Source organism: Streptomyces roseicoloratus, from assembly GCF_004117935.1.
Taxonomy (GTDB): Bacteria; Actinomycetota; Actinomycetes; order Streptomycetales; family Streptomycetaceae; genus Streptomyces; species Streptomyces roseicoloratus.
In genome coordinates this window covers 14103-28531 of the sequence record NZ_SDOY01000090.1, presented here as the reverse complement: position 1 = coordinate 28531, position 14429 = coordinate 14103, and the positions used below count along the sequence as shown (strand labels likewise).

Below are 14429 nucleotides of genomic sequence, written 5' to 3'. Positions count from 1 at the left end.
CCGTGCCTCTTGTGCTTCCCCGAGTAGTAGGGCTGGTCCGCGGCGATCCGGTCGATCGGCAGCAAGGTCCCGTCCAGCAGCACGAACGCCTTCGACGATGCGGCCCGGACCGCCTCCGCGAGAGTCGGCGCGAGAGCGGCCAGGACCTCGACGGCCTCGGTGATGTACCGGTACGCGGTCGTCGTCCCGATGCCGAACCCGGCCGCCAGCTGGGCATACGGGTGGCCGTTGCGGAGATGGGCAAGAGTGAGCAGCGCCTGCCGGCCGGCACTCAGGCGCCGCCAGCGGGTACCGAGCTCCCGGCGGCGCTGACGGAGCTTGGCGGACAGGAAGCGCAGGGCGGAGCTGGACACGTCGACGCCCGACGGGTAGACAAGCACACGAAGCCTCTGGTGGAGACGGATTTCTTAGTCGAAAACCCATCTACCAGGGGCTTCACCCGTCTGTCAGCCCAACCGCCCCTCCTGGCCGACAGGTTGGAAAGAGCTCACGCTGTTCCCATTGACGTCATTTCCCGTCAACATCCGTGAGCCCGACGCCCGCCAAACGCCGTTGAAGCTCGTCGACAAACGCTGTCGCCGAACGTGAACGAAGCCAGGGGGATTCACCTACTACTCTTCCGCCTGTCTCCGATCGAACTGTCCAGACCTCACTTGACGGCGGTCCGAGCACCGTCGGTTGCCAAACCCACGATCAAGATCGACCGCGCCCCCTTCATCTGCGGAGCACAGGGATGATGTCGGCCCCATAGCAGTCAATCGTGCCCTCGCGATTGTCGTGCATGTCGTAGACGGCGAACTGGTCGACGCCGAGGTCCTTGAGGTGGCGGAGCTTGTCGATGTGGGCCTCGGCGGGGCCGAGGAGGCAGAAGCGGTCGACGATCTCGTCGGGGACGAAGGCGGTGTCGGGATTGTCGGCGCGACCGTGGTGGGAGTAGTCGTAGCCCTGCCGGTCCTTGATGTACGCGGTCAGCTCCTCGGGGACCATGGAGGAGTGCTCGCCGTACTTGGACACCAGGTCGGCGACGTGGTTGCCGACCATGCCGCCGAACCACCGGCACTGGTCCCGGGCGTGCGCCAGGGCCTCGGGCGAGTCGTCGGCCGTCACGTAGGCGGGGGCGGCGACGCAGATCGTCAGGGCGTCGGGGTCGCGGCCGGCCTCCCGGGCCGCGTCCCGCACCGCCTTGACCATCCACTCGGTGAGGAAGGGGTCGGCGAGCTGGAGGATGAAGCCGTCGGCCTTCTGCCCGGCGAGAGCGAGGGCCTTGGGCCCGTAGGCCGCCATCCAGACGGGGAGCTTGCCGTTCTTGATCCACGGGATGCGGATCGGGTTGCCGTCGACCTCCACCTCTCGGCCCTCCGCCAGGTCACGGATGACCTCGATGGCCTCGCCGAGCCGGGCCAGGGTGTTGGGCTTGCGGCCGGCCACGCGCATCGCGGAGTCGCCGCGGCCGATGCCACAGACCGTGCGGTTGCCGTACATGTCGTTGAGGGTGGCGAAGGTGGAAGCCGTCACCTCCCAGGTACGGGTGCCCGGGTTGGTGACCATCGGGCCCACGTGGAGCTTGGTGGTGTTGGCGAGGATCTGGCTGTAGATGACGAAGGGTTCCTGCCACAGCACGGCGGAGTCGAAGGTCCAGCCGTAGCGGAAGCCGTTGCGCTCCGCCCTGCGCATCAGGCCCACGACCTGCGAGGCGGGCGGGTCGGTCTGCAGGACGAGTCCGAAGTCCAAGGGGCGGCCTCCTAGTTCAGGTACTGGCAGGTGGAGCGGGGCACGAAGCTGCCGTGACCGGCGCGCCCGGTGAACTTCCGCTGCTCGATGACGGGTTCGCCGCGGGAGAGGACGGTCTCGACCTGTCCGGTGACGGTCCTGCCCTCGTACGCGGAGTAGTCGACGTTCATGTGATGGGTGGCCGCGGACAGGGTCTGGGTGGAGTGCGGGTCGTAGATGACGACGTCGGCGTCCGCGCCGGGGGCGATGGTGCCCTTCTGCGGGTAGAGGCCGAACATCCGGGCCGGGGTCGCGCAGGCGATCTCGATCCAGCGGCGGCGCGAGATGTGCCCGTCCACCACGGCCTGGTGGAGGAGGTCCATGCGGTTCTCCACTCCCGGCAGGCCGTTGGGGATCTTGGAGAAGTCGCCGACGCCGAGCTCCTTCTGGCCCTTGAAGCAGAAGGGGCAGTGGTCGGTGGAGACCACCTGGAGGTCGTTCGTCCGCAGGCCCCGCCACAGCGCGGCCTGGTGTTCCCTGGGCCGTAGCGGCGTCGAGCAGACGTACTTGGCACCCTCGAAGTCCGGTTCGGCCAGGTTGTCCGTCGACAGGAACAGGTACTGCGGGCAGGTCTCTCCGAAGACCGGCAGGCCCTTGTCGCGGGCCGCCGCCAGCTCCGCGACCGCCTCCTCGGCGGACACGTGGACGACGTAGAGGGGTGAGCCCGCGACCCGTGCGAGCTGGATCGCACGGTGGGTGGCCTCGGCCTCGAGCAGGGCCTTGCGGACCTCGCCGTGGTAGCGGGGGTCGGTCTCGCCGCGGGCCAGGGCCTGCTCGACGAGGACGTCGATCGCGATGCCGTTCTCCGCGTGCATCATGATCAGCCCGCCGTTGGCGGCGCCGCGCTGCATGGCCCGCAGGATCTGTCCGTCGTCGCTGTAGAACACTCCCGGATAGGCCATGAACAGCTTGAACGAGGAGACGCCCTCCTGGACGAGCCGGTCCATCTCCTTCAGGGTCTGCTCGTTGACGTCGGAGAGGATCATGTGGAAGCCGTAGTCGACGGCGCAGTTGCCGTCGGCCTTGGCGTACCAGGTGTCCAGGCCCTCGCGCAGGCTGTGGCCGGCGGTCTGGACGGCGAAGTCGACGATGGTGGTGGTGCCGCCCCAGGCGGCGGCGCGGGTGCCGGTCTCGAAGGTGTCGGAGGCGAAGGTGCCGCCGAAGGGCAGTTCCATGTGCGTGTGCGCGTCGACGCCGCCCGGGATGACGTAGCGGTCGGTGGCGTCGACGATGCGGTCGGCGGTCCAGCCGGCGGCGATGTCGGAGCCGTGGGCGGCGAGGGCGGTGATCCGCCCGTCCTCGATCAGGACGTCGGCGTGCAGTTCGTCGGCGGCGGTGATCACGAGCCCGCCGCGGATCAGGGTTCGGGTGCTCACGGGACTTCTCCCTGCCGACTAGACGGAACGGAAGGCCTGTTCGAGGATCGCCGCGCCCTCCTCGGCCTCGGCGACGGTGAGCGAGAGGGGTGGTGCGATGCGCAGGGCGGAGGTGTTGTGGCCGCCGCCCTTGCCGATGAGCAGGCCTCCCTCGCGGGCGGCCTCCAGGACGGCCGACGCTGCTTCGGGGTTCGCCCGGTCGGTGCCGGGTTCGGTGAGCTCGACGCCGATCATCAGACCGCGCCCGCGCACCTCGCGTACGGCGTCGATGCCGGCGGTGATGCCCCGGAGCCGTTCGAGGAGGAGGCCGCCGACCCGGCGGGCGTTGCCCTGGAGGTCGTGGTCCAGGAGGTACGAGAGGTTGGCGAGGCCGGCGGCCATGGTGATCGGCGAACCGCCGAAGGTGGAGATGGAGTTGGCGTCGAGGCAGTTCATGATCTCGGCGCGGGCGACGACGCCGCCGATGGACATGCCGTTGCCGATGCCCTTGGCGAAGGTCAGCATGTCGGGCGGTCCGGACTGGCCGTGGGCCTGCCAGCCCCAGAAGTGCTCGCCGGTGCGGCCCCAGCCGGTCTGCACCTCGTCGGCGATCCACAGGATGCCGTGCCGGTCGAGGACCCGGCGGAAGGCCGCGTACAGGCCGTCCGGCGGCGAGGTGAAGCCGCCGACGCCCTGGATGGGTTCGGCGATCAGGGCGGCGACGTTCCCGCGGGTCTGGCCGAGCAGGTCCTCGAGGTCGGAGACGCAGGCCTCGACGAACCGCTCGTCGGTGTACTGCGCGAACGGGCCTCGGGTGCGGACGCCGCCGTGCACGTACAGGGTCTGGAGCGGGGAGAGGCTGGTCGGGGACCAGGCGCGGTTGCCGGTGATGCCGACGGTGGAGAAGGAGCGGCCGTGGTAGCTGTTCCGCATCGCCAGGAGCTGGTTGGAGCCGGTGAACGTGGTGGCGAGGAGGAGTGCGGCGTCGTTGGCCTCGGTGCCCGAGGTGGTGAAGAAGACGCGGGCGTCCGGGATGCCGGACAGGGCGGCGATCCGCTCGGCGAGCTCCACCATGGGGCGGTTCAGGTAGAGGGTGGAGGAATGGACGATCCGTCCGGCCTGCTCGGCGACGGCCTTGGTGACCTCGGGGAGGGCGTGGGCGGTCATGGTGGTGAGGATGCCGCCGAAGAAGTCGAGGTAGCGCCGGCCGTCGGCGTCCCAGACGTGGCGGCCCTCGCCGTGGGTGATCTCGATCGGGTCCTGGTAGTAGAGGGCGACCCAGTCGGGGATGACGGCGCGGTGGCGTTCGTAGAGGCTGCTCACGGCTGCACCAGCCCGTCGTACGCGTCGGGGCGGCGGTCGCGGTAGAACGCCCACTGCTGCCTGACCTGCTCGATGATGCCGAAGTCGAGGTCGCGGACGATCAGTTCCTCCTCCTTGTCGGAGGCGACGTCGCCGACGAACTGCCCGCGGGGGTCGACGAAGTAGCTGGTGCCGTAGAAGTCGTTGTCGCCGTACTCCTCGATGCCGACGCGGTTGATGGCGGCGACGAAGTACTCGTTGGCGACGGCGGCGGCGGGCTGTTCAAGCTGCCAGAGGTAGGAGGAGAGGCCGCGGTGGGTGGCCGAGGGGTTGTAGATCAACTGGGCTCCGTTGAGACCGAGTTGGCGCCATCCTTCGGGGAAGTGCCGGTCGTAGCAGATGTAGACGCCGACCTTGCCGACCGCCGTGTCGAAGACGGGCCAGCCGGCGTTGCCGGGCCGGAAGTAGTACTTCTCCCAGAAGCCCTTGACCTGGGGGATGTGGTGCTTGCGGTACTTGCCCAGGTAGCTGCCGTCGGCGTCGATGACGGCGGCGGTGTTGTAGTAGAAGCCGGCGTCCTCGACCTCGAAGACGGGCACGACGATCACCATCCCGGTCTCCCGGGCGAGGTCCTGCATCCGGCGCACGGTGGGCCCGTCCGGCACGGGTTCGGCCCAGCGGTAGTGCTCGGGCTCCTGCACCTGGCAGAAGTAGGGGGCGTTGAACACCTCCTGGAACCCGATGACCTTCGCCCCCTGGCGGGCCGCCTCGCGGGCGTGTTCCTCGTGCTTGGCGATCATGGATTCGGTGTCGCCGGTCCAGGTGGCCTGGACGAGCGCGGCGCGTACGACGTCGGTCATGAGCTGCTCCTTCGGCGCGGCGTGGAGAGCCTCTACGCACGTAGACGCGATGCGTAGGAGGAGAACGTAAGCCCCGTCACACCCCGGAGCAAGACCACCGCCGTGAAGTAGCGGAGTCGATCATGTTTCATACCCGAGTGGTCCACGTCGGACACGTACCGACACGTCCACGTCCGTCCGGAACCGCGTTCGGGCCGCGCCGGGCGGCGCCGGGCGGCGCCTTCCGGAGTTCGCCCGCGCTCCTCTACGCGAGCCCCGCGACCCGCAGCGCGTGCGCCAGGTCCTGGGCTCGCGCCGGGGAGTCCGCGCGTGCCGCGGCCAGCAGTGCGGGCGCGAGTACGGCCGGGTCGGCGGCGGCGAGCCGGGCGGCGTCCCCGGGCGTACGGACGCGGAGGAACGCGGCGAGCAGGGCCTGCGCCTCGGCCCGGTGTCCCTCGGCGTGCAAGGCCGCGCAGGCCCCGGCCAGCTCCTCGACCGGGCGCGCGACGCCCTGCCGGAGCAGCTGCTCGCAGTCGTACGGGCGACCCGCGTCGGCCAGCGCCCCGGCGACGGCGGCGAGCCGGGCAGGCGGCAGGGTCGCCGCCTCCCAGAGCAGCGTGGCCCAATCGGCGGCGAGCCCGGCGGCGTGCAGCTCCGCCGCGAGCACCGGAAGCCACCCGGGCGGCCCGGCCAGCGCCTCGCAGAGCAGGGCGTGGGCCTCACCGCTGCGTCCTTGGGAGCGCAGCCGCCGCAGCGCGTACACGGCGTTGCCCGCGGCACGGGCGGCCTGCGCCGCCTGGTCGGCCGTGCGCGCAGGAGTCGCGGCGTCGGGCACGGGCCCGGAGGTGACCGCGGCGCCGCCGAACCGCGCACCGCGCGGCGCGACGGCGGGACCGGAGGGCGATTCGGGCACGGGCACGGGCAGGGGCTGGGGCGCGGGAAGCGCCTCGGCCTCTTCCAGGTAGGCGTAACGAGCGCCTCGAGGACGGCGCCGGGGCGGTGAGGCGGGCGGGGGCAACGGGGGCGACGGGACCGGCCGGGCCGGTGCGTCAGGCCCGACGGGGCGGGCCTCCGAGCCGGGCCGGGGCTGCGCGGCGGGACCGGGCTGCGCGGTGGGCGGATTCTGCGCGGCGGGCGGTGGGGGCGGTACGGACCGCACCTCCGGACCAGGCCGCACCTCCGGACCGGGCCATGCCTCCGCACCAGGCCCCGCCTCCGCACCGAGCCCCGCCTCCGCACCAGGCCGCGTCTCCGGACCAGGCCCCTCCGCACCGGGCCGCCTCTCCGGACCACGCCAGGTCGGACCGGGCCGGTTCGGACCAGGATGGGCCGTGGTGGTGAGGCGGTGCAGACGTTCCGTGAGTTCCGCGATCCTCGACCGCGCGCGGGCGAGGTCGTCGCGCGCCCAGGAGAGGGCCGTCGCGTGGTCGGGGGTCCCGGCGAGGGCGCTGACGCGGGACTCGGCGTGCCGGGCCTCGCGTTCCCTCAGCTCCCGGCGCGCCACCAGGGCCGCCGCGCCGCCCGGGCCCCGGTCGTGGGCGGCGGCGGCCGCCCGGTGCAGCGCCCGGCCGCGCAGGCCGCGGGGCCCGTCCGGTGGTTCGCCGAGGTCCTGGAGCAGGGACCGGGCGACGTCCCAGGGCAGGATGTCCGTACCGGCGAAGCAGGCCCGCAGGCCCTCCGGGTCGCGCTCGGCGAAGACCGCGTACCAGCCGCGGCCCGGGTCGAGCAGGCCCGCGAGTTCGTCCAACCAGCCGGTGAACGCCACCACTTCCGCCGGGAGTTGCCGCACCGTCATGTCCCTGCCGCCCCTTCGGTCCACCGACATGGGACCGCAGTCGTGTTACGGGACGGCTACGCAGGGTTTTCGGTCGCGCTGCGCTCCCCGCCGAAGCGCACGACGATGCCCGTGTGCGGGCGCTTGCCCAGGCGGGCGATCGTCGCGGGCCAGTCGACCGCCCAGAACTGCCACGTGTACTTGCGGGAGAGCAGCCGCCGCACCCGGCGCAGCTCCTCCCCCGAGACGAGCCGCGCGGTGCCCTCGGCCCGTACCGCGCCGCCGTCGACGTTGCCGCGCACGTCGCACACGGCGGCCACGACGCGCGGGTCGCGGCGCAGGCGCTTCACCTTCCAGGAGTCGGTGCGGGTCCAGGCGTACAGTTCGTCGCCCTCGACCGCGTACCAGACCGGGGTGGCGACGCCGGTGCCGTTCCGACGGAAGGTCGTGAGGCTCACGTAGCGGCCGTGCCGCAGCTCTTCGGGTATCACGACCGCCGAGCTTACGCGGGGGACCCGGCCGTCCGACGGTGGTCCCGCCGCTCGGCCCGAACGCGGAGGCCGCTGACGGCCCGCGGCACGGCGGGTGCGGCCGGCGGTGTCCGCGCGAGGCGGGCCGCCCTCCCGGCCCGGCCGGCGCCGCGTCTACAGGGGCATCAGCGCGCACCTTGTGACGAGCTCGTCCAGGGACAGCCCGAGCACGCCGGCGAGTGCGGCGACGGTGAAGAAGGCGGGGGTCGGGGCGCGGCCGGTCTCGATCTTGCGGAGGGTCTCCGCGGAGAGGCCGGCGGCGGCGGCGATCTCGGCCATGGAGCGCTCGCCGCGCGCCTCGCGCAGCAGGCGGCCGAGGCGTTCGCCGCGCTCGCGCTCTTCGGGGGTGAGGGGTGTACGGACCATGACACCCATTCTAATACCGGTATAGTAATTGGCATGGTGGAGATCAAGAACGATGCGATGCTGCTGCGGATGCGCGAGGCGGGGCGGGTGGTGGCCCAGGCCCTGGAGGCCGTACGGGACGAGGCGGTGCCCGGGGTGACGCTCACGGAGCTCGACCGGGTGGCGCGGGAGGTCCTGGCGGCGGCCGGGGCCGGCTCGCCGTTCCTGGGCTACCGCCCCGACTGGGCCCCGATGCCCTTCCCCGCGGTGGCGTGTCTGTCCGTCAACGACGCGATCGTGCACGGCGTCCCGGACGGCACCCGGCTCGCCGACGGCGACCTGGTGAGCGTGGACTGCGGGGCCGTGCTCGACGGCTGGGTGGGGGACGCGGCGGTGAGCTTCACGATCGGCCGGGCTCGTCCCGAGGACACCCGGCTGGTCGACACGGCGTACGAGGCCCTGGAGGCGGGCATCGCGGCGGCCGTCGTCGGCAACCGCGTCGGGGACATCGCCCACGCGGTCGGCCGGGTCTGCCGCACGGCCGGCTACGGCATCCCGGACGGCCTGGGCGGCCACGGCGTGGGCCGCACCATGCACGAGGGCCCGGACGTCCCCAACGAGGGCCGCCCGGGCCGGGGCATGCCGCTGCGGCACGGGATGGTGGTCGCGATCGAGCCGATGCTGATCGGCGGCGGCCACGACCGCCACTACACGGCGCGGGACGGCTGGACGATCCGCACCCTCGACGGCTCCCGCGCGGCCCACACCGAACACACGGTGGCCGTCACCGACGACGGCCCGAGGATCCTGACGGCCCTGTAGGGGGCACTGGTTGGGGGTGTCCGACGCCCCTCGGGCGGGCCGCCGGGCCCGGACACTCGGCGGAGCCGTACGGGCCACGCGGATGGCGCGGATCGCGCGGATCGCGCGGTTCACGGGCAGTGCGACCGCGGGCCCTCCCGGTGGCCCCGCGCGGGCGGCGCTACCGCCCCGCCCGCACCACCATCGCCGAGCCTCCGCCCCTGCGGACCGGTTCCGCGGCGGCGAGCCAGCGGCCGTCCGGGAGGCGCTGGACACCGGTGGCCGCCCCGATCTCGGGGTTCTGGCGGAAGGCGTGGCCGACGGCTTCCAGTTCGGGCCTCGACGGGCTGTTCCAGAGGGCCGGTTCGAGTTCCGTGGTGGCCTGGTTGCGCTGGCTGGCACGGGGCGCGGCGATGGCGTCGACCAGCGGGAGGCCCCGGTCGACGACGCCGGTCAGGGTCTGCAGGACGGTGGTGATGATGGTGGCGCCGCCCGGCGAGCCGAGGGCGAGCACCGGGCGGCCGGTGCGGTCGAGGACGATCGTCGGCGAGATCGAGGAGCGCGGGCGCTTGCCGGGACCGGGGAGGTTGGGGTCGTGGACGGCCGGGTCGGCCGGGGTGAAGGAGAAGTCGGTCAGCTCGTTGTTGAGCAGGAAGCCGCGGCCGGGGACCGTGATGCCGCTGCCGCCGGTGGACTCGATGGTCAGCGTGTAGGCGACCACGTTGCCCCACTTGTCGGCGACGGTGAGATGGGTGGTGTTCTCGCCCTCGTACGTGGTGGGGGCGCCGGCGCCGGCGGTCGTGCAGCCGCCGGCCGGGTGGCGCGGGTCGCCCGGCGCGAGCGGGCTGGTCAGGGCGGCGTCGTCGCGGATCAGGCAGGCCCGGGAGTCGGCGTACCGCTGGGAGAGCAGTCCGCGTACGGGCACGTCCTCGAAGGCCGGGTCGCCGACCCAGCGGCCGCGGTCGGCGAAGGCGATCCGGCTCGCCTCGATGAAGCGGTGCAGGTAGCCGGCCTGCGAGGCGCGCGAGAGGTCGGTGGACTCCAGGATGTTCAGCGCCTCGCCGACGCTGGTGCCGCCGGAGGACGAGGGCGCCATGCCGTACACGTCGAGGCCGCGGTAGGAGACCTGGGTGGGCCGGCGGCGGATCGTCTCGTACGCGGCCAGGTCACGCTCCGTCAGGTCGCCGGAGCGCACGACCCGGCCGGCGCCCGCGCGGACGGGCGGGTGCCGGACGGTGTTCACGATGTCGCGGGCGAGCGGGCCCCGGTAGAGCGCGCCGACGCCCTCCCGGCCCAGCTTCTCGTACGTACGGGCGAGGTCGGGGTTCTTGAAGACGGAGCCGACGGCGGGCAACTGCCCGCCCGGCAGGAAGAGTTGCGACGAGGCCGGGAAGTCGCGGAAGCGGGCTTCGTTGGCGGCGGTCTGGGCGCGGAAGGTGGTGTCGACGGTGAACCCGTCGCGGGCGAGCCGCTCGGCCGGTTCGAGGAGCTTGCGGAGCGGCTTGCTGCCCCACGCGTCGAGGGCCGTCCGCCAGGTGGCGGGGGTGCCGGGGGTGCCGACGCCGCGGCCGCTGGTCATGCCCTCCTCGAAGGGGATGGGCTTGCCGTTCTCGACGAAGAGGCGGGCGTCGGCGGATGCGGGTGCCGTCTCGCGGCCGTCGATGGTGTGCACCGTACGGGTCTTCGCGTCGTAGTGGACGAAGTAGCCGCCTCCGCCGATGCCCGCCGAGTAGGGCTCGGTGACGCCGAGCGCGGCGGCCACGGCGACGGCGGCGTCGACCGCGTTGCCGCCCTTGCGGAGCACCTCGATGCCGGCGGCGGAGGCGTCCGCGTCGACGCTGGCGACGGCGCCGCCCCAGCCGGCGGCGGCGGGCACCTTCGCGGGGGCCGGGTGGTGCGGTGCGGTGGCCGTCGGCGGCGCGGCGGCGCCCACCGCCAGCACCGTCGCGGCGGCGGTCAGGATCGACCCGTGGCGTACGGCGCTGCGCCGCAACCGAAACTGCATCCCTACCTCCAGTCAACGACCGTCCGCGCAGCGTAACTTCCGTCCACGCCTTCCGTCAGGAGCACCTCCGGCCGGGTCACCCGGGCGGTCTCGAACAACCGACCGCTCCCCCGCTAGCATGCGCGCCCATGAACGAAGACCTGCGCAACGTGGTGCTCGGTGTCCTGGCGACGGGCGTCAGCGGCTCCCTCGGTTGGCTGACCCGTACGTACGCCTGGCGTCGCCGGCTGCGCAGGAAGCAGGCCTTCTTCGGGCTGCCGAGGGGCTCGGACTGCCTGCTGGTGGTGAACCGGCAGGCGGGCAGCGAGCGCGCGGTGCACGCCACCGACGTGTCGGCGCTGCTCGAACTGTCCGCCCTGATCAAGGACTGCGGGGCGCGGCTGCGGATCGTGCAGCACGACACGGCCCGGCGCGGTCTCGGCGAGACGGCCGAGTTCTGCATAGGCGGGCCCTACTCGAACCACCGCATGGCCGCCCATCTGTCCAACCTGCTGCCCGGGTTCACGATGAACGTGGAGTCGGAGCCGCGCGAGGACCGGGGCATGTTCACCGTCGGCGGTCAGACCTACCGCGCGCGGTGGGGCGTCGCCGAGTACGTCGTCCTCGCCCGGCTGACCGGCGGCGAGGGCGAGCGGCCGCTGTTCCTCTTCTGCGGCCAGTCCGCGGTCACCAACCAGGCGGCGGCCCGCCACCTGTCCCGGAACCACGAGGCGCTGGCCCGCGAGCACGGCCGGAACGGCTCGTTCGTGCTGCTGCTCAAGGTCGTCAACTCCGATGCGTACGGCCCCGACGTGGTCGAGGTGGTGGCCGACGTCACGCGCGAGGCGCGGACGGCTCCGCCGGCCGCAGTGGCAGCGACTTGATGCCGTTGATGAAGTTCGAGACCAGACGCCGGGGCGGCCCGGCGGGCGCGAGGCCGGGCAGCACGGCGCGCGTCTCCTCGTAGAGGATCCTCAGCTGGAGCCGGGCGAAGTGGGCACCGAGGCAGACGTGCGGGCCGTCCCCGAAGGAGACGTGCGGGTTGGGCGTGCGGGCGAGGTCGAGCCGCCCGGGGTCGGCGAAGGCCCGTTCGTCGTGGTTGGCGGAGGCGTGGAACACGACGACCTTGTCCCCGGCGGCGATCGGCACCCCGGCGAGCTCGGTGGCGCGGGTCGCGGTGCGGCGGAAGGACAGCACGGGCGGGTGCCGGCGCAGGAGTTCGTCCACGGCGGTGTCCATGCCGACCTCTCCGTCCCACAACTTCCGTTGCTCCCGTGGGTGTTCGGCGAGGGCGAGCAGTCCGCCGGGGGCGGCGCCGCGTACGGTGTCGTTGCCCGCGACGGTCAGCAGGAAGAAGAACATCTCCAGCTCGGCGTCCTGGAGTTCGGTCCCCGCGAGCACGGTCATGATGTCGTCGGCGGGGTGCGCCCGCTTGTGGGCGGCGAGTTCCCGCGCGTAGTCGAACATCTCGGCGAGCATGGCCGGTGAGCGCGGGTTGACCGGTCGGCCTTCGGCGTCGAGGACGGGCGGCTCGTCGGGGTCCTGATAGGCGATGACCCGCTCGGTCCAGGTGTGCAGCAGTCCGCGGTCGGCGGCCGGCACGCCGAGGAGGTCGGTGAGGTTGAGCAGGGCGTAGTCGTCGGTGACGGCCTTCACGAAGTCGATCTCGTCGCCACCCGACTCCCTTGCCGCGGCGAGGAGCCGGCGTGCCCGCTCGCGTGCGGTGGCGGCGAACCGGTCGATCCTGCGGGGCGTGAAGGCGCGGCTGACGAGCCGGCGCAGCCGCCCGTGGTGGGGAGGGTCCTGGTTGAGCATCATCCGCCGGATGAACGGCAGGTCGGCCGGGTCGGGGTCACGGATCTGGGTGGCGCCGAGGTGCGAGGAGAACCCTTGCGCGTCCTTGAGCACCCGGACGACGTCGGCATGCCGGGTCACGGCCCAGAAGCCCGGCCCCGCGGGCCAGCCGAGTACCCCGGGCTCCTCCTGGCGGGCGACGGGGTGGTGGTCGCGCAGGGCGCGGAAGCGGTCGTGCGGGATGCCGGCGGCGTAGATCCGCGGGTCGAAGACGTCGGGAACGCCGGGGACGTCCGGGGCTCCGGGAGCGTCCGGGGCTCCGGGAGCGTCGGAGTCGGCGTCGGGGACGGTCCCGGGTGTGTCGCTGGTGCCCACCGGCCCTCCGTTCGGGGCGAATCGGAGTGAAGACGTCACCATCATGACAGGCCAGAGCCGTTCTTCGCAGGACGGAACGCACAGTTCGAGAGCCTTGTCCGGACTGTCCTCCGACTCCCGGAATCTCCCCTCGTGCAGCACACGCGGAACACGCACGACACGAAGCACACGAACACACCTCGACCGCCGGTGACGTCGCCCATGTCACACCCGACATCCCAGAAATAGGGCACATGTACGGAACCGGCGCCGGTCTTCCGGGCTCTCTCCTCCCGTAAGAGATCACCACCGGAGGTCGTTTTCCGTGAGCCGCATATCCGTGCCCGCCGCCCTGCTCGTCACCACCGCGCTCGCCGTCACCCTCGGCGGGTGCGGCGGCAGTGGCGGGGCGGGGGGCTCGGGCGGGGCCGGAGGGGGCGGCGACAAGGCGCCGCGGACGCGGGTGACGGTGAACCTGACCGGCGAGCAGGCGAAGGCCGGTGCGCCGGTGGTGGTGACGCTCGCCGAGGGGCCGGGGCTGCGACAGGTGACGGTCACCGACGACGAGGGCGGGAACCTGGCCGGGAAGGTCGCCGCCGACGGCAGGACCTGGACCTCGCTGCGTCCGGCCGCGCCGGGAACCTCGTACGCGGTCGAGGTGCGGGACACGGACGGCGGCAGCGCGAAGGCGTCGTTCGCCACCGCGGAGCCGGAGCGCGTGAACAAGCTGACGCTGGCGCCCGGCAAGAACACCACGGTCGGCATCGGCCAGCCGCTGTCGATCGTCTTCGACCACCCGGTGAAGAACAAGGCCGCCGTGGAGCGGCAGTTGAAGGTGACGACCTCGAACGGCACCGAGGGCTCCTGGGGCTGGATGCAGGACTGGTCGGGCAAGGACCGGGTGGACTGGCGGCCGAAGGAGCACTGGAAGTCCGGCACCAAGGTGACGCTGAACGCCGAACTCGACGGCGTCGACTCGGGTGCCGCCGGCGGCTGGTTCGTCCGCGACTACACGACGGCCTTCACCGTGGGCAGGAACCAGCTCGTCAAGGTCGACCTGGACACCCACCGGCTGAAGCTGCTGCGGGACGGCCAGGTCGTCAAGGACGTGCCCATGTCGGCCGGAACGCCCGGCGGCGAGAAGGCCTCGTGGCGCGGGAAGCCGGTGCTGATGGCGAAGGAGGGCACGATCAACATGCGCTCGGAGACCGTCGGGCTCGGCGACGCCTACGACAAGATGGTCGACTACTCGATGCGGCTGACCTGGTCGGGCATGTACGCGCACGCGGCGCCGTGGAACGCCAGGTACTTCGGCCGCGCGAACATGAGCTCTGGCTGCATCGGCATGAGCGACGCGAACGCGAAGGCCGTGTACGACGCGGTGCAGGTGGGCGATCCGTTCGAGATCACGGGTTCCGACGCCAAGGGCACGCAGGCCGTGAACAACGGCTACGGCGCGTGGAACCTGTCGTGGGCCGAGTGGCGGGCCAGGAGCGCCCTGCGCTGAGGGTGGTGTTTCCGCCAATCGTTACCCATGCGTAACTCGTCGAGACGTTACCTCGGGTAAGCCATCACGGTTAC

Annotated in this window: 13 protein-coding genes; 3 read left to right on the top strand and 10 right to left on the bottom strand. The window is 72.4% G+C overall.

The features are described from left to right. From ESG85_RS08590 to ESG85_RS08555, 8 genes are all read right to left on the bottom strand, one after another. A partial coding sequence (locus ESG85_RS08590; RefSeq protein WP_164986195.1) for a transposase family protein occupies nt 1-380 on the bottom strand: 380 nt, incomplete at its 3' end. A gap of 334 nt (nt 381-714) precedes the next feature. Continuing rightward, the gene (locus tag ESG85_RS08585; protein ID WP_128977455.1) at nt 715-1731 is read right to left on the bottom strand and encodes a TIGR03842 family LLM class F420-dependent oxidoreductase; all 1017 of its coding nucleotides are present in this window, start codon (nt 1729-1731) and stop codon (nt 715-717) included. An 11-nt stretch (nt 1732-1742) separates the two neighbouring features. Next, complete coding sequence (gene hydA, locus ESG85_RS08580; protein ID WP_128977454.1) at nt 1743-3146, bottom strand: dihydropyrimidinase; 1404 nt, start codon at nt 3144-3146, stop codon at nt 1743-1745. Nucleotides 3147-3164: 18 nt separating this feature from the next. Further along, nucleotides 3165-4448, bottom strand: a complete 1284-nt coding sequence (locus ESG85_RS08575; protein ID WP_128977453.1) for an aspartate aminotransferase family protein — start codon at nt 4446-4448, stop codon at nt 3165-3167. Further along, nucleotides 4445-5287: a nitrilase-related carbon-nitrogen hydrolase gene (locus ESG85_RS08570; protein WP_128977452.1), complete on the bottom strand. Its 843-nt coding sequence runs from the start codon at nt 5285-5287 to the stop codon at nt 4445-4447. The genes ESG85_RS08575 and ESG85_RS08570 overlap by 4 nt, the downstream gene beginning before the upstream one ends. A gap of 244 nt (nt 5288-5531) precedes the next feature. Next, nucleotides 5532-7061 (bottom strand): UL36 very large tegument protein, encoded by a 1530-nt coding sequence (locus ESG85_RS08565; protein ID WP_128977451.1) that lies wholly within the window; start codon nt 7059-7061, stop codon nt 5532-5534. Between the two features lie 56 nt (nt 7062-7117). Continuing rightward, on the bottom strand, nt 7118-7531 hold the full coding sequence (locus tag ESG85_RS08560; protein ID WP_128977450.1) for a PPOX class F420-dependent oxidoreductase: 414 nt from the start codon (nt 7529-7531) through the stop codon (nt 7118-7120). 153 nt (nt 7532-7684) lie between these two features. Next, complete coding sequence (locus ESG85_RS08555; protein ID WP_128977449.1) at nt 7685-7936, bottom strand: helix-turn-helix domain-containing protein; 252 nt, start codon at nt 7934-7936, stop codon at nt 7685-7687. 33 nt (nt 7937-7969) lie between these two features. On the opposite strand from ESG85_RS08555, the gene map reads away from it, so the two are divergent. Further along, nucleotides 7970-8737: a type I methionyl aminopeptidase gene (gene map, locus ESG85_RS08550; protein WP_128977448.1), complete on the top strand. Its 768-nt coding sequence runs from the start codon at nt 7970-7972 to the stop codon at nt 8735-8737. A gap of 160 nt (nt 8738-8897) precedes the next feature. On the opposite strand, the gene ggt is transcribed toward map, so the two are convergent. Then, entirely contained in the window at nt 8898-10709 is a 1812-nt protein-coding gene (gene ggt, locus ESG85_RS08545) for a gamma-glutamyltransferase (protein ID WP_181018992.1), read from the bottom strand. 140 nt (nt 10710-10849) lie between these two features. On the opposite strand from ggt, the gene ESG85_RS08540 reads away from it, so the two are divergent. Then, nucleotides 10850-11584, top strand: a complete 735-nt coding sequence (locus tag ESG85_RS08540; protein ID WP_128977446.1) for a hypothetical protein — start codon at nt 10850-10852, stop codon at nt 11582-11584. Here ESG85_RS08540 and ESG85_RS08535 read toward each other — a convergent pair. Beyond that, nucleotides 11535-12869 carry a cytochrome P450 gene (locus ESG85_RS08535; RefSeq protein ID WP_246094887.1) on the bottom strand — a complete coding sequence of 445 codons (1335 nt, stop codon included), beginning with the start codon at nt 12867-12869 and terminating at the stop codon, nt 11535-11537. The two genes, ESG85_RS08540 and ESG85_RS08535, sit on opposite strands and share 50 nt — an antisense overlap. A gap of 319 nt (nt 12870-13188) precedes the next feature. Between ESG85_RS08535 and ESG85_RS08530 the strand changes: the two genes are divergently transcribed. Next, entirely contained in the window at nt 13189-14355 is a 1167-nt protein-coding gene (locus tag ESG85_RS08530) for a L,D-transpeptidase (RefSeq protein WP_246094888.1), read from the top strand. Nucleotides 14356-14429 lie beyond the last annotated feature (74 nt).